At 70.9% G+C, this 15,034-nt stretch carries 11 protein-coding genes, 1 tRNA gene and 1 other RNA gene; 7 read left to right on the plus strand and 6 right to left on the minus strand.

Translation table 11 applies throughout. The features are described 5' to 3' along the window. Positions 1–45: 45 nt before the first annotated feature. On the minus strand, positions 46–1,260 hold the full coding sequence (locus tag QZL85_RS03755; protein WP_295573749.1) for a CdaR family transcriptional regulator: 1,215 nt from the start codon (positions 1,258–1,260) through the stop codon (positions 46–48). Positions 1,261–1,268: 8 nt separating this feature from the next. Continuing rightward, entirely contained in the window at positions 1,269–3,998 is a 2,730-nt protein-coding gene (gene aceE / locus QZL85_RS03760; RefSeq protein ID WP_295573751.1) for a pyruvate dehydrogenase (acetyl-transferring), homodimeric type, read from the minus strand. A 150-nt stretch (positions 3,999–4,148) separates the two neighbouring features. Between aceE and QZL85_RS03765 the strand changes: the two genes are divergently transcribed. Both QZL85_RS03765 and QZL85_RS03770 read left to right on the plus strand, forming a co-directional pair. Next, positions 4,149–4,221 (plus strand) — tRNA-Val (locus QZL85_RS03765). 30 nt (positions 4,222–4,251) lie between these two features. Further along, positions 4,252–5,517 carry an APC family permease gene (locus QZL85_RS03770; RefSeq protein WP_295573754.1) on the plus strand — a complete coding sequence of 422 codons (1,266 nt, stop codon included), beginning with the start codon at positions 4,252–4,254 and terminating at the stop codon, positions 5,515–5,517. Here the strand turns inward: QZL85_RS03770 and QZL85_RS03775 are convergent. Next, the gene (locus QZL85_RS03775; protein ID WP_295573755.1) at positions 5,514–6,995 is read right to left on the minus strand and encodes an amino acid permease; all 1,482 of its coding nucleotides are present in this window, start codon (positions 6,993–6,995) and stop codon (positions 5,514–5,516) included. The two genes, QZL85_RS03770 and QZL85_RS03775, sit on opposite strands and share 4 nt — an antisense overlap. A gap of 86 nt (positions 6,996–7,081) precedes the next feature. Here QZL85_RS03775 and QZL85_RS03780 point away from each other — a divergent pair, with 86 nt between their 5' ends. After that, entirely contained in the window at positions 7,082–7,813 is a 732-nt protein-coding gene (locus tag QZL85_RS03780; protein ID WP_295573757.1) for a zinc ribbon domain-containing protein, read from the plus strand. Positions 7,814–7,832: 19 nt separating this feature from the next. Beyond that, entirely contained in the window at positions 7,833–9,548 is a 1,716-nt protein-coding gene (locus QZL85_RS03785; RefSeq protein WP_295573758.1) for a bifunctional 3'-5' exonuclease/DNA polymerase, read from the plus strand. A 3-nt stretch (positions 9,549–9,551) separates the two neighbouring features. On the opposite strand, the gene QZL85_RS03790 is transcribed toward QZL85_RS03785, so the two are convergent. Both QZL85_RS03790 and QZL85_RS03795 read right to left on the minus strand, forming a co-directional pair. Then, entirely contained in the window at positions 9,552–11,312 is a 1,761-nt protein-coding gene (locus QZL85_RS03790; RefSeq protein ID WP_295573760.1) for a DUF4012 domain-containing protein, read from the minus strand. 4 nt (positions 11,313–11,316) lie between these two features. Beyond that, positions 11,317–11,967, minus strand: coding sequence for an LPXTG cell wall anchor domain-containing protein (locus QZL85_RS03795; protein WP_295573762.1), 651 nt, complete (start codon positions 11,965–11,967; stop codon positions 11,317–11,319). Positions 11,968–12,101: 134 nt separating this feature from the next. On the opposite strand from QZL85_RS03795, the gene rnpB reads away from it, so the two are divergent. After that, positions 12,102–12,462, plus strand: an RNA gene (gene rnpB / locus QZL85_RS03800) — RNase P RNA component class A. 35 nt (positions 12,463–12,497) lie between these two features. Here rnpB and ppgK read toward each other — a convergent pair. Further along, positions 12,498–13,316, minus strand: a complete 819-nt coding sequence (gene ppgK / locus QZL85_RS03805) for a polyphosphate--glucose phosphotransferase (protein WP_295573764.1) — start codon at positions 13,314–13,316, stop codon at positions 12,498–12,500. 100 nt (positions 13,317–13,416) lie between these two features. Between ppgK and QZL85_RS03810 the strand changes: the two genes are divergently transcribed. Both QZL85_RS03810 and glnA read left to right on the plus strand, forming a co-directional pair. Then, positions 13,417–13,659, plus strand: coding sequence for an SPOR domain-containing protein (locus QZL85_RS03810; RefSeq protein WP_295573766.1), 243 nt, complete (start codon positions 13,417–13,419; stop codon positions 13,657–13,659). A gap of 32 nt (positions 13,660–13,691) precedes the next feature. After that, positions 13,692–15,029 (plus strand): type I glutamate--ammonia ligase, encoded by a 1,338-nt coding sequence (glnA, locus tag QZL85_RS03815; protein WP_295573768.1) that lies wholly within the window; start codon positions 13,692–13,694, stop codon positions 15,027–15,029. The last annotated feature ends 5 nt before the right edge of the window (positions 15,030–15,034 follow it).

Below are 15,034 nucleotides of genomic sequence, written 5' to 3' on the forward strand. Positions count from 1 at the left end.
TCATACACAGCATGCCTCAACAGCGCGGCCGTTCCCAGCTCTCACTCAGCCACGGCGCGGGGGAGCGGGACGCCGACGGGTGACCTCGGTGCCGATCGAGCCGAGGATGAGGGCCGTCTGCAGGATGAGAGCCTCACGCGGCCCGGTGGCGTCCCAGCCGATGACGTCGGAGACCCGCTTGAGCCGGTAGCGCACGGTGTTCGGGTGCACGAACAGCTCCCGCGCCGTCGCCTCGAGCGACCGGCCGTTGTCGAGGTAGCTCCACAGCGTCAGCACGAGATCGGTGGAGTGCGCCTGCAGCGGGCGGTAGATCCGTTCGACGAGCGTGACCTTCGCGACCGAGTCGCCGGCCAGTGCCCGCTCGGGCAGGAGGTCGTCGGCCTCGACGGGACGCGGGGCGTGGCGCCACGCCTTCGCGACGGCGAAGCCGGCGAGGGCGGCGCGAGCGCTCTGCCCGGCGTCGATGAGGGCGGCCACCGGCGGGCCGAGCACGAGATGTCCGGCACCGAACCCGGGCTCCAGTCGCTTCGCGATCTCGGAGAACGGAAGCGGCTCGGCCGCGGAGTCCTCGCGCCCGGGCAGGTCGGCCCGGCCGATCACGAGCACGAGCCGCGAGCCCTGCACGCCGATCAGGACGTCGACGCCGAGCTTGCGCGCGAGACGCCGCAGCTGGTCGACGTCGAACTGCGGGGGCGTCGTGCCGACGAGGACCGCGACTTCGCCGTGCCCGTGCCAGCCGAGTGCCGCGATACGACTCGGCAGCTCCTCGTCGGCCTCGCCCGTCAGGATCGAGTCGACGACGAGCGCCTCCAGCCGCGCATCCCACAGTCCCCGCGCCTCGGCGGCGCGGGCGTAGACGTCGGCGGCGGCGAAGGCCACCTCGCGCGAGTAGAGCAGGATGCTCTCACGCAGGTCCTCACCGCGACCGGCGACCCGTTCCTCGGTCACCTCGACGGTGACGCGGATGAGCTGCAGGGTCTGGGTCAGGCTGACGCTGCGCAGCAGCTCGCGGGGAGCAGCGGCGAAGATGTCGGCCGCGATCCACGGCGTGGAGGTGGGGTCGTCGTACCACTGGATGAACGAGGAGATGCCCGCCTGCGCGACGAGCCCGACGGTCGAGCGTCGCGCGGGCGGCATCTCCGCGTACCAGGGCAGAGAGTCCTCGAGCCGTTTGATCGTGATGGTCGCGAGGTCCCCGGAGATACGCCGCAGCCATGCGAGGGTCTCCGCCTTCTCCTGCGCCGTCGGGCGAACGGGCATCGAGGCCGTCAGCTCTCGCCGCCGGCGTTTCCGCTCGTGCCGGCGGTCACATCCTGCAGACGGTACTTCTCGATCGCCTGCGCCGACAGCGCGCGGTCCACGCGACCTTCATCGGCGAGCGACTGCAGCGTCCGCACGACGAGGGACGGCCCGTCGATCTTGAAGAACCGGCGTGCTGCGGCACGGGTGTCGGAGAAGCCGAACCCGTCGGCACCGAGCGTCGCGTACGAGCGCGGCACCCACGGCCGGATCTGGTCCTGGACGGCGTGCATGAAGTCGCTGACCGCGATGATCGGGCCCTCGGAGTCCGCGAGCTTCTGCGTCACGTACGCCGTGCGCGGCTCGTCGAGCGGGTGCAGGAAGTTGTGCTCGTCGGCGGCCAGGCCGTCTCGGCGCAGCTCGGTCCAGCTCGTCACCGACCAGACGTCGGCCACGACACCCCAGTCCTCGCGGAGCAGCTGCTGCGCCTCGAGTGCCCACGGCACCCCGACGCCCGAGGCGAGGAGCTGCACGCGGTGCCCATCGCCCTCGCCGACGGAGATGCGGTGGATGCCGCGGACGATGCCCTCGACGTCGACGTGCTCCGGCTCGGCCGGCTGCACGAGCGGCTCGTTGTAGACCGTGATGTAGTACATGACGTTCGGGTCGGCGTGGTTCCCGCCGTACATGCGCTCCAGGCCCGACCGCACGATGTGCGCGATCTCGTACCCGTACGCGGGGTCGTAGGAGACCGTCGCCGGGTTCGTGGATGCCAGCAGGTGGGAGTGGCCGTCGGCGTGCTGCAGGCCTTCGCCCGTCAGCGTCGTGCGGCCGGCGGTGGCGCCGATGATGAACCCGCGCGCCATCTGGTCGCCGGCGGCCCACTGGGCGTCACCGGTGCGCTGGAAGCCGAACATCGAGTAGAAGACGTAGACCGGGATGAGCGGCTCGCCGTGCGTCGAGTACGAGGTGCCCGTCGCGGTGAACGCCGCGACGGCGCCCGCCTCGTTGATGCCGACGTGCAGGATCTGGCCCTGCGGGCTCTCCTTGTACGCCAGGAGCAGCTCACGGTCCACCGACGTGTAGTTCTGCCCGTTCGGGTTGTAGATCTTGGCCGTCGGGAAGTACGCGTCCATGCCGAACGTGCGCGCCTCGTCGGGAATGATCGGGACGATGCGGTGGCCGAAGTCCTTCGCCCGCAGCAGGTCCTTCAGCAGACGCACGAACGCCATCGTCGTGGCGATCTCCTGCGTGCCGGAGCCCTTCTTCGGCAGCGCGTACGCACTGTCGTCGGGGAGGTTGATCGGCACGTGGTGCGTGCGGCGCTCGGGCAGGAACCCGCCGAGGCCGCGACGACGCTCGATCATGTACTGGATCGTCTCGTCCTCGTTGCCCGGGTGGTAGTACGGCGGGGCGTACGGGTTCTCCTCGAGCTGCGCGTCCGTGATCGGGATGCGCATCGAGTCGCGGAAGTGCTTGAGGTCCTCGAGGGTCATCTTCTTCATCTGGTGGGTCGCGTTGCGGCCCTCGAAGTGGTGACCGAGACCGTAGCCCTTGATCGTCTTGGCGAGGATGACGGTGGGCTGACCCTTGTGCTTGACGGCGGCGTCGTACGCCGCGTACAGCTTCTGATAGTCCAGGCCACCGCGGCGGAGCTTGCCCCAGATGTCCTCGTCCGACCAGTCCTTGACCATGTCGGCGGTGCGCTCGTCGCGACCGAAGAAGTGGTCGCGGATGAACTTGCCGTCCTCGGCGCGGTAGGTCTGGAAGTCGCCGTCCGGCGTCGTGTTCATGAGGTGCACGAGCGCGCCGGCGCGGTCGACGTCGAGCAGCTCGTCCCAGCCGCGACCCCAGACGACCTTGATGACGTTCCAGCCCGCGCCGCGGAAGAAGCTCTCCAGCTCCTGGATGATCTTGCCGTTGCCGCGGACCGGGCCGTCGAGGCGCTGGAGGTTGCAGTTGACGACGAACGTCAGGTTGTCCAGGCCCTCGTTCGCGGCAACCTGCAGCTGGCCGCGGCTTTCGACCTCGTCCATCTCGCCGTCGCCGAGGAACGCCCAAACGTGCGAGTCGGAGAGGTCCTTGACGCCGCGGTTCGTCAGGTACTTGTTGTTCATCGCCTGGTAGATGGCGTTGATCGGACCGAGACCCATCGAGACAGTCGGGAACTGCCAGTAATCCGGCATCAGACGCGGGTGCGGGTAGGACGGGATGCCGACGGGCGCCTTGGACTTCTCCTGGCGGAAGCCGTCGAGCTGGTCGGCGGAGAGCCGACCCTCGAGGAAGGACCGGGCGTAGATGCCGGGGGAGGCGTGACCCTGGATGAAGATCTGGTCGCCGCCGCCGGGGTGGTCCAGACCCCGGAAGAAGTGGTTGAAGCCCACTTCGTACAGCGAGGCAGAGGACGCGTAGGTGGAGATGTGCCCGCCGACGCCGATGCCGGGGCGCTGCGCGCGGTGCACCGTGAGGGCGGCGTTCCAGCGGATCCACCGGCGGTAGCGGCGCTCCAGCTCCTCATCACCGGGGAACTCGGGCTCGTTCTCGGGCGCGATCGTGTTGATGTAGTCCGTCGTCGGGACCTGCGGCACGTTGAGCTGCAGCTCGTGCGAGGTCTGCAGGAGGCTCAGCATGATCTCGCGGCCGCGCCCGGCGCCCTTGGCATCCACGAGCTGCTGGAGGGACTCCCGCCACTCCGCCGTCTCGTCGGGATCGCTGTCCAGCGGGCCCTGCGAGTACGGATCCTGATCGTTGACAGTCACGGGAGACCTTTCGTCGTCTGGCAGGTCATGCCAGGAATGGGGCTTCGGACGCGCGCGGCTTTGTACAGCACGGACAACGCATCGCCACTCAGCCTAGCGACTCTGCGGCGGGGCGGGGTGCCCCGCCGCGGCCTCCTACACTGGGGGGAGGGGCCTTTAGCTCAGCTGGTAGAGCGCCACGTTTACACCGTGGATGTCGTCGGTTCGATCCCGGCAGGGCCCACCGTCACCTTCACCCGCTAGCATTCCCGCGATGAGCTCCGGTCCCGCCCTCGCCCGCCGACTCGGCACGTTCGACGCCGTCGTGATCGGGGTGGGCTCGATGATCGGGGCGGGCATCTTCGCGTCGTTCGCTCCGGCCGCCGCCGCCGCGGGCGCCGGTCTGCTGATCGGCTTGGCGATGGCCGGGATCGTCGCCTTCTGCAACGCCACGGCGTCGGCGCAGCTGGCCGCGCAGTACCCGACGTCCGGCGGCACCTACGTCTACGGCCGGGAGCGCCTGGGCGCATGGCCCGGCTTCCTCGCCGGGTGGAGCTTCGTGGTGGGCAAGACGGCGAGCTGCGCGGCGATGGCGATGACCTTCGCGGCGTACGCCGCCCCCGCCGGATGGGAGAAGCCGGTCGCGGTCGCTGCGGTCCTGGGGCTCGCGGCGGTGAACTATCGCGGCGTCACCCGGACGGCCCGCCTCACCCGGATCATCGTGACGGTGGTGCTCCTCGTCCTCGGCCTCGTCGTGGTGGTGGGGCTCACGGCCGGAGATCGGGCTCCGACCGGGTTCGACGGCGAGCTGTTCGCGGGAGGGCCGTACGGCATCCTGCAGTCGGCCGGGCTGCTCTTCTTCGCGTTCGCGGGCTACGCGCGGATCGCGACGATGGGCGAGGAGGTGAAGGAGCCTCGGCGCACCATCCCGCGGGCCATCGTGACCGCGCTGGCGCTGGTCCTGGTCGTCTACGCGCTGGTCGCCGTCACGGTGCTGCTCGTTCTGGGTCCGGACCGGCTCGCGACCGCCACAGCCCCCCTCGTGGAGGTCGTGACCGTCGCCGACGCGCACTGGGCGGCCCCGATCGTCCGCGTCGGCGCGGCGGCGGCGGCGCTCGGCGCCTTGCTGGCCCTCGTGGCGGGGGTCGGGCGGACCGCCCTGGCGATGGCGCGCAACGGCGACCTCCCGACCTGGCTCGCCGGTGTCCACCCGACGTATCGGGTCCCGCATCACGCCGACGTCGCCCTCGCAGCCGTCGTCGGCATCCTCGTGCTCGTCGTCGACCTGCGCGGTGCGATCGGGTTCTCCTCCTTCGGCGTGCTGCTGTACTACCTGATCGCCAACGTCGCCGCCTTCACGCAGACCCGTGAGCACCGCCGCTACGTGCGAGGGCTCCAGGTGCTCGGTGCCGCCGGCTGTCTCGTGCTGGTCGTCACGCTGCCGCCCGCCTCGATCGTCGTCGGCCTCACCGTGCTCGTCGTCGGCGTGGGCTACCGGCTGGTCCGGCTGCGGCGCGCGGCGCCGCCGGACGGCGTCTAGCCCCGCCGCGACGCGTGGTCCGGCCGCGCACCGCGTCCGAGCCTCGAGTTGCGCCGCGAGTACGCGAAGTAGACGACGAAGCCCAGAACGAGCCAGATGATGAACCGGAGCCACGTCTCCACCGTCAGGTTGAGCGTCAGGTAGATGCAGATGACCGCGGACAGCCCCGGGAGCCACGGATTCCACGGCACGCGGAATCCGCGCGGAAGATCGGGGCGGCTGCGGCGCAGCACGATGACGCCGACCGACACGAGGATGAACGCCGACAGCGTCCCGATGTTCACCATCTCCTCGAGCACCCCGACGGGTGTGAAGCCGGCGACGACGGCGACGATCGCCGTCACGATGATGGAGATGAGCCACGGCGTGCGGCGGGTGGGGTGCACCTTCGCGAGCCGTTCGGGCAGCAGACCGTCGCGCGACATGGCGAAGATGATGCGCGTTGCACCGATCAGCAGCGTCAGGACGACCGTTGTGAGGCCCGCGACGGCACCGGCGGAGATCACGGTGGCCATCCAGGTCTGCCCGTGGAAGGCGAAGGCGTTGGCGAGCGCGGCCGCCGGGTCGAGGTCCTGGTAGGAGACCATGCCGGTCACCACGAGCGCGACGGCGCAGTACAGGACCGTGCAGATCGCGAGCGATGCGATGATGCCGATCGGCAGGTCGCGCTGCGGGTTCTTCGTCTCCTCCGCCGTCGTCGCGACCACGTCGAACCCGATGTAGGCGAAGAAGACGAGGGCGGCGCCGGCGAAGATCCCGCCGAGGCCGAACGCCATCGGCTCGGCGCCGGAGAGGAACTGCAGGAGCGGCTGGGTGAGTCCGGAGGCCGCTTCGCGCGGCGCCGTGGCCGGCACGAAGGGCGAGTAGTTCGCGGGATCGATGAACAGGATGCCGGCGACGATGACGAACAGCACGATGAACAGCTTCACGGCGACGAGCACGAGGTTCACGCGCATCGACTCGCGGATGCCGAGGGTCATGAGCGCGCCGAGGACGAGCACGAGGATGACCGCCATGAGGTCGACGGTGCCGCCGTAGCCGATGACGGCGGGGATCGGCATCCCGAGCTGCTCGAGCAGCACGCCGAGATAGGCGCTCCAGCCCTGTGCGACGACGCTCGCGCCGAGGAACATCTCCAGGATCAGATCCCACCCGATGATCCATGCGAACAGCTCGCCGAGCGACGCGTAGGAGAAGGTGTACGCCGAACCGGAGACGGGGACCGTCGAGGCGAACTCGGCGTAGCACATGGCGGCCAGCGCGCACGCGATCGCGGCGACGACGAAGCTCACGACGATGGCGGGGCCGGCGACCTCGTGCGCGGCGCGGCCGGTGAGCGTGAAGATGCCCGCGCCGATGACGACCCCGACGCCGAAGACCGTCAGATCGAGGGCAGACAGGGATTTCCTGAGCCGGAACTCCGGCTCCTCGGTGTCGGCGATCGACTGCTCGACGGACTTCGTCCTCATGAGGCTCATCTCACGGCTCCTTCGCATGGGCGTCAGAGCCCACATGCTAGACCGATCGGGTCTCGTGCGAGAGGGGGCGGGGTAGGTTGGGGACTGTGAAAGCCAGCCCCTCCGATCAGCGCCGTCTCCTCGACCTCGCCGCGCTCGACGCGACCGTCCGCCACGCGGACCACCAGCGTCGGCACCCCGAGCAGACGGCCCGCGTGCAGGAGCTGCTCGCCCAGCGCAAGGAGCTGTCGGCGGAGCTGACCCGTCTCCTCGGCGTCCGCGACGACGCCAAGACCGAGCTGTCGCGGCTCGAGTCGGACGTCGCGCTGGTGGACGCCCGCGCGGCGCGCGACGCGGAGCGGCTCGCGACGAGCGCCAACGCGAAGGAGGCGCAGGGCCTGGAGCACGAGATCGCGTCGCTGACGAAGCGCAAGAGCGACCTGGAAGACCTCGAGCTCGAGATCATGGAGCGGCTGGAGACCGCCGACGCCGACGTGCTCGCGCAGGAGACCCTCATCGCCGCCATCAACGACGAGGGCGCGCGGCTGAGCGCGGAGGGCAAGTCCGCCGTCGCCGACGCGACGGCACGGTTCGAGGCTGCCACGCGCGACCGCGAGGCCGTCGCCGCAGAGATCCCGGCCGACCTCGTGGGGCTCTACGAGAAGCTCGCCGCGCGCGGCGTCGGCGCCGGGCTCCTGCGTCGCCGCACCTGCGAAGGCTGCAACATGGTCCTCTCCGGCACCGACCTCCAGACCCTGCGGCAGGCCGCGGCGGACGACGTCGTCACCTGCCCGGAGTGCGGCGGCATCCTCGTGCGCGGCGACGAAACCGGTCTCTGACCCGGCACGCGTTCCCGCGATGACGGTCGACGATCCGGTCTGGAGCGTCCTCGGGCGGAGCCCGGACGGGAACCTGGTCATCGCCGATCTGACCGGCGACGGCAGCGAACGCCGACGCACCGCCGTGGCGTCGACCGCCCTGCCGGCCCTCGTGACGGCCGCCGGTCCGGCGCGGCGCTGGGTCTGGAGCGACACGGCGCGGTGGTATCCGCCGCTCCTTGCCGCCGGTGTGGTCGTGTCGCGCTGCCACGACCTGCGCCTGTCCCACACGATCCTCCGCGGGAGCACCCTCGTGACGGATGCCGCCGCGCTGCACACGCACCCGGAATGGGACGGCCCCGCGGCGGACGCCGTCGCGCCCGCCGCCGAGACGCTCTTCGACCTCGAAGAGCGCGGCGGCGGGGCCTCCGTCCCGGACGGCATCGACGAGGCACTCGCGGAATTCGCCCGTCAGCGTGCGTCGCTCGAGACGGCCACCGACCCCGGCCGGCTGCGGCTGCTGCTGGCGGCCGAGTCGGCCGGAGCCGTCATCGCCGTCGAGCTGCACGCCGCAGGACTGCCGTGGGACGGCGGCGTGCACGACGCGATCCTCGTGGAGCTCCTCGGACCCCGCCCGGTCGCCGGTCGGCTCCCCGCGCGGATCGAGGAGCTGGCGGTTCGCGTGCGGGACGCCCTCGGCGACCCCGCGGCGAGCCTCGACTCGCAGCCCAAGCTGCTGCGCGCGCTGCACCGCGTCGGGGTGCTCGCGACGTCGACGAGCCGGTGGGAGCTCGCCCAGTACGACCACCCGGTGATCGCCCCGCTGCTGGAGTACAAGAAGCTCATGCGGCTGCTGTCGGCGAACGGCTGGGCATGGATGGAGGAGTGGGCCGCCGAGGGCCGGTTCCGTCCGGTCTACGTCCCGGGCGGCGTCGTCACCGGACGCTGGGCCTCATCCGGCGGGGGAGCGCTGCAGCTCCCGCGGCAGCTCCGCCCTGCGGTCCGGGCCGATCCCGGCTGGCGTCTCATCGTCGCCGACGTCGCGCAGCTGGAACCGCGCGTGCTGGCGGCGATGGCGCGCGACACCGCCCTCGCCGACGCCGCGCGCGGGACCGATCTTTACGCCGGCATCGTCGCCGAAGGGGTGGTGGCGACCCGGCAGGAGGCGAAGATCGCCGTTCTGGGCGCGATGTACGGGGCGACGACCGGTGACAGCGGACGGCTCGTGCCGGCCCTCCGCCGGGCCTACCCACGCGCGATGACCCTGGTCGACGACGCCGCGCGGATCGGGGAGGACGGCGGGATCGTCACGACGTGGCTCGGGCGCTCCGCGCCGGCGCCCTCGGCGGGCTGGCGCGACGTGCAGTCGGGCGCCGGCGCCGCGGAGGCCACCGCCGCCGACGAGACCCGCGCGCGACGCTCGGCGCGGGACCGGGGCCGGTTCACGCGCAACTTCATCGTGCAGGGCACGGCCGCCGAGTGGGCTCTCGCCTGGCTGGCCGACGTGCGCGGCCGGCTCGCGGCCTTCGACCCCGTCGACGAGGTCGGCCGCTCCGGCCCCGTGTTCGGCAGACGAGCGCACCTCGCGTTCTTCCTCCACGACGAGATCATCGTGCACGCCCCCGCGGCGCAGGCCGACGCGGCCGCGGAGGCCGTGCGGGCCGCGGCGGATGCGGCCCGGCGCCTGCTCTTCGGCGACTTCCCGCTGGACTTCCCGCTCGACCTGCGGATCGCGGAGGACGCCGGGAAGGCGTGAGGATCAGCGGCAGGCGGGCTCTTCCGCATCCACCGTCGCATCGCGCAGCAGCGGGGTGTGCAGGATGACGGGATCGCCGTCGCCCGCCGACGTGAAGCGGAACTGGAGGTTCTTCGTCTGTCCCGGAGCCACCGTGATCTTCGCGGCCGTGCTGGGGAATCCGTTGTCCTCGACGTTCGTCGACAGGACGGTGCGGTCGCCGTCCCAGACCCCGCCGACATCGGCTCCCGCCGGCGCCGCGACGGTCACGAGGGTCGCGATGTCCCCCGGGGCGATGCCCGCCTGGCTCGCACCGGTCATGAGCACCGGGAAGGTGCGGGCTTCGGTGGGTGCGAGGGAGGTCAGCGTGACCGTGACCGCGACGTCGCGGCGGCCGTCCGTCCGGCACCGCGCGGCCCCCGCGGTGATCGCCACGTCGAGGAAGGAGTCCATCTTCCCCTGCGTCATGTCGTTGAAGTACACCGCGTACGCGTCGTCGCCGGCGGCGCGATGACGCGCGAGCGGGCCCGCCACGGCGCTGTCCGCCAGCACGTCCTGCTCGTCGGCGTGCGCGCTCCACAGCGCCACCCTGCCCTCCTCGATCGGATCGGCCAAGGCGGTGGCCCACGCGAACAGATCGAACCCGCCGCCGAGGACCCGATCGAACACGGCCTGCGTCGCGGCGCGCTGGATGCGCGTCTGCTCGGCGCCGGAGAGGGTCAGGTACGGGTCGACGAGCATGACCTTCACGAGGTTGTCGGCCGAGAGAGCGGCTCCGCCCGGCATCTCCACGGGACCGGTGACGGCGAGGAGCGAGGCCAGGACGCGCGGGTCGATCGAAACGACGGCATCCACCGGGATGTCGGAGTGCGTCCGCCACCACGCGGTGGCGAGATCGACCGTGAGTTCGAAGTCCGCCGTCATCGACGCGTTCTGCACGTACCGTCCGACGGCATCCCCGTAGAGCTCGGTCGTGGACGCCGGGATCGGGACGATCGCCTCGGGGCGATGACGGAACGTCGACGAGTCGACCTGCTCGGTGAGACGGAGCCTGCCGTCCTCGGCCGTCAGCAGCGCGAAGCTGCCGCTGAGCCCGCCCCCGGTCCGCAGCTCGGCCGGATTCTGCATCATGAGCAGGATGTGTCGCGTGCCGTCCATCCCGAGCATCCCGGGCGCGATCCGGGCGGCCGAGCTGATGCCGTCCGCCACCTCGGCGCCGTCGGCGACCACGGCCGCGAGTGTGCCGACACCGTCTGCGACGGGTGCCAGGAGCTCATCGACGCGGATCGCCGACAGCTCGGCATCCGCTGCCGTGAAGCTGGAGGCGAGCGTGGCCAGCGGCGCCTGCGCATCGACCAGGACGGCGAGATCCAGGCCGGCGTCGGCCTCGTCCCCGTGCGCGCGGAAGAGCTCGAGGACGGGCAGCGCGTCGTCCGCGAGGTCGCGCGCATGAGCGGAGACGATCCGCACGGCCGCCGTGTTGGCGCCGATGCCCGGCAGCACCTCGGTCGCCCGCCACAGCGGGTCGGAGGTGAGGCCGGCGGCGGTGCCGGCGTGCGCGGCGATCTCGCGCACCGTCGCCTCGACGGCGGCGATGTCACGCTCCTGCACGGCGTCCTCGAGCCGCCCCGCCGATGCGGCGAGGGACTCGAGCTCGCTCTTGGCCAGGAACCCGCGCCCGATCACCCAGCCGGCTGCTCCGAGGAGCAGCACAGCCAGGACGATCGCGACGACGACCCGGGTACGCCGGAGCGTAGCCCGGCGGCCCGCCGCGTCGCCCGTCACGGGCTCAGCTGCGCGCGTGCCGACGACGAGCCGCGTAGAGGCCGGCGCCGAGCAGCAGCGCTGCACCGCCACCCGCGGCGAGCGGGAGGAGCGCGTCGCTCTGTCCGCCCGTGACCGCCAGCCCACTCGGCGTGCCGGTGACCGAAGGCGACACCGCGCAATCCGGCGTGGCCTGCGGGTAGGACAGCATGACCGAGATCTCCGGGTTCACCTGGATCGTCGCGGAGATGTCGCCGCGCGTCCAGGCGTAGTTGCCCGAGGTCTGCACCCACTCGCCGTTCTGGAACACCCAGCCCGGCCAGCCGTTGCCGTTGCCGTTGCCGTCCACGGACGCGCCGGGCCAGAGGACGCTGCCGGTGAGCGTGCCGTCGGGACCCAGCGTCCCGAGCGGCAGCGTCACCGAGCTCGAGCCGTCCGTGAGCGTGAGCTGGGCCGTGTCGCCGGTGGATTGATCGTCCGGATCGGTGAGCACGATCGAGTACGTGATCCACGGCACGTCGGCATCACAGGCCGGCGAGACGGTCGATCCCGCGAGCGTCGGCGTCCGCGGCTCGTCGGGTCCGTAATCTGTCGATTCGTCGGCAGCGGATGCTGCGTTCGGCGCGCTGAAGACCAGCGCAGCGGCGACGACAAGGAATAGAGCTGTCTTGCGCATGATGAATGCCCCCCCAATGGGCTCCGAGCCTTCTGCCCCCCAGACGGCTCGGTGAACACACGCTATCACCCCGACGCCCCGAGGGGGAGAACCTCCGGCGTTTCGCGCGCGCCGACTAGGATCGGACACGCGAATGGGTCGGCTGGACGGTCGCGTGGCGGGAGACCGCACCGAGGAACGTCCGGGCTCCACAGGGCAGGATGGTGGGTAACACCCACCCGGAGTGATCCGCGAGACAGTGCCACAGAGAGCAGACCGCCGGGACGCGAGTCCCGGTAAGGGTGAAAGGGTGGTGTAAGAGACCACCGGGATCGTGGTGACACGATCCGCAAGGTAAACCTCGTCCGGAGCAAGGCCAGACAGGGGATGACGACGCGGCCCGCCGAGTCCCCGGGTAGGCCGCTGGAGCGGCACGGCAACGTGTCGCCGAGAGAGATGACCGTCGAAGGGGCGTCAGCCCCGGAACAGAACCCGGCGTACAGGCCGGCCCATTCGCCTCACCGGGAGCATCGCCGCAGGGCGTGGGTTTCTCAGCGCGTCGCCTTGTCGACCAGCGCGGCCGTCTCCTCGCCCTGCACGCCGACGTCCGCCGCGAGCGCGAGCGCCGCCGCGCCGATGATGCCGGCGTTGTTGCGGTGCACGGCCGGGACGATCGGCGTGTTGAGCTTCAGCAGGGGCAGGAACTGCTCAGCGTGCTTCGAGACGCCGCCGCCGACGATGAAGAGGTCGGGGCTGAGGAGGAACTCGAGGTGGCTGTAGTACCACTGCAGGCGCTTCGCCCACTGCGGGAACGTCAGCTCGTCGCGCTCCATGGCGGAGTACGCGGTCCACGCCTCGGCATCCTTGCCGTGCTTCGCCCGTTGCAGGTGACCGAGCTCGGAGTTCGGGATCAGGTGGCCGTTGTGCAGCATCGCAGTGCCGATGCCGGTGCCGAGCGTCGTCAGGATCGTGAGCCCGTCGACCCCTTTCGCGGCGCCGTACCGCAGCTCGGCGACGCCTGCCACATCCGCGTCGTTGGCGAAGTGGATCTCCCGCCCGAGTCCCTGCTCGAAGAACTCCTCGGCCGGGAAGCCGATCCAGGTGTCGGCCACGTTGGCTGCCGAGAGCGTCTTGCCGTGCTTGACGATCGCCGGGAACGCGACGCCCAGCGGCACGTCCGCGTCGGTGACGTCGAGCGTCTCCAGGACCACCTTGACGGCCGCGAGCACGTCGTCCGGCTCCGCTCCTGCCGGCGTCGCGACCTTGACGCGGTCGCTCAGCAGTCGCCCCACCCGGAGGTCGACGAGTGCACCCTTGATGCCTGTTCCGCCGATGTCCACACCGACCGCTGTCGTCGCCTGCGCCGTCATGGCTCCCAGCCTACCGACCGGCGGCGGAACCTCGTTCCGGACGGACCGCCTCGTTAGGATCGAGACGGGCACCCCGCAACGACGCACGAGGAGGCGCGACATGTCCGATGGCGCAGAGAAGTACTGGTTCAACCTCACGACCCACCAGGTCGAGAAGGGCTTCGAGTCTCCCGCCGTGGACCGCGCGGGCCCGTTCGAGACCGCGGAGGAGGCCGCCGCGGCCCCCGAGCTCATGAAGCGCCGATCCCGCGCGTGGGCCGAGGAGGAGGCGCGCGAGGACTCCTGGGGATCGTCGTCCGCGCCGGACGTGTCGGCGGACTCGGACGACGACGCGGGCCGATAGTCTGGGCGGAAAGTCGGCATCGAGAGGACACGATGGACAAGCAGCGGGACTTCGTACTGCGCACGATCGAGGAGCGCGGCGTCAAGTTCGTCCGCCTCTGGTTCACCGATGTGATCGGCACCCTCAAGTCGGTCGCGATCGCGCCGGCCGAGGTGGAGGGCGCGTTCACGGAGGGCCTCGGATTCGACGGCTCCGCGATCCAGGGCCTCACGCGTTCGTACGAGTCCGACCTGCTCGCGCACCCGGATCCGTCGACCTTCCAGATCCTGCCGTGGCGGGGCGAGATCGACCCGACGGCGCGCATGTTCTGCGACATCACGACGCCGGACGGCCAGCCCGCCGTCGCCGATCCGCGCCACGTCCTCAAGCGCACGCTCGCGAAGGCCGCCGACGCCGGCTTCACGTTCTACACGCACCCCGAGATCGAGTTCTACCTGCTGAAGTCCTCCTCCTACGGACCCGCCGGCCCTGAGCCGGTGGACTCGGCCGGCTACTTCGACAACGTGCCGGGCGGCACGGCGCACGACTTCCGCCGTCGCTCGGTGCGGATGCTGGAGGACCTCGGCATCTCGGTCGAGTACAGCCACCACGAAGGCGGTCCCGGGCAGAACGAGATCGACCTGCGCTACGCCGATGCCCTCGCGACGGCGGACAACATCATGACCTTCCGCACCGTCGTGAAGGAGGTCGCGATCGAGCAGGGCGTCTACGCGACGTTCATGCCGAAGCCCCTCGGCGGCCAGCCCGGCAGCGGCATGCACACCCACATGTCGCTGTTCGAGGGCGACGTCAACGCGTTCTACGAGGAGGGCGCGCAGTACCAGCTCTCCAAGGTCGGCCGCCAGTTCATCGCGGGTCTCCTGCGGCACGCCCCGGAGATCTCCGCCGTGACGAATCAGTTCGTGAACTCCTACAAGCGCCTGTGGGGCGGTGACGAGGCTCCCAGCTTCATCACGTGGGGCCACAACAACCGCTCCGCTCTCGTGCGCGTGCCGATGTACAAGCCGAAGAAGGGGCAGTCCTCGCGCGTCGAGTACCGCGCCCTCGACTCCGCCGCGAACCCGTACCTGGCGTACGCGCTCATGCTCGCGGCGGGCCTCAAGGGCATCGAGGAGGGCTACGAGCTGCCGCCGGAGGCGGAGGACAACGTCTGGTCCCTCACCGACGCGGAGCGCCGCGCCCTCGGGTACGCGCCGCTGCCGGCGAGCCTGGACCACGCGCTGGAGTACATGGAGGAGTCCGAGCTGGTCGCCGAGACGCTCGGCGAGCAGGTCTTCAACTACGTCCTGCTCAACAAGCGCCGTGAGTGGCAGGAGTACCGGGCCCAGGTCACGCCCTTCGAGCTGAAGAGCAACCTGGAGATGCTCTAAAGCGG

It is taken from the genome of uncultured Microbacterium sp. (genome assembly GCF_900078385.1).
Taxonomy (GTDB): Bacteria; Actinomycetota; Actinomycetes; order Actinomycetales; family Microbacteriaceae; genus Microbacterium.

Excerpts from the sequence above, each read along its gene's own strand:
- QZL85_RS03755 (WP_295573749.1), bottom strand. The coding sequence starts at position 1,260 with ATGCCCGTTCGCCCGACGGCGCAGGAGAAGGCGGAGACCCTCGCATGG.
- QZL85_RS03770 (WP_295573754.1), top strand. The coding sequence starts at position 4,252 with ATGAGCTCCGGTCCCGCCCTCGCCCGCCGACTCGGCACGTTCGACGCC.
- QZL85_RS03775 (WP_295573755.1), bottom strand. The coding sequence starts at position 6,995 with ATGAGCCTCATGAGGACGAAGTCCGTCGAGCAGTCGATCGCCGACACC.
- QZL85_RS03785 (WP_295573758.1), top strand. The coding sequence starts at position 7,833 with ATGACGGTCGACGATCCGGTCTGGAGCGTCCTCGGGCGGAGCCCGGAC.
- QZL85_RS03795 (WP_295573762.1), bottom strand. The coding sequence starts at position 11,967 with ATGCGCAAGACAGCTCTATTCCTTGTCGTCGCCGCTGCGCTGGTCTTC.
- ppgK (WP_295573764.1), bottom strand. The coding sequence starts at position 13,316 with ATGACGGCGCAGGCGACGACAGCGGTCGGTGTGGACATCGGCGGAACA.
- QZL85_RS03810 (WP_295573766.1), top strand. The coding sequence starts at position 13,417 with ATGTCCGATGGCGCAGAGAAGTACTGGTTCAACCTCACGACCCACCAG.
- glnA (WP_295573768.1), top strand. The coding sequence starts at position 13,692 with ATGGACAAGCAGCGGGACTTCGTACTGCGCACGATCGAGGAGCGCGGC.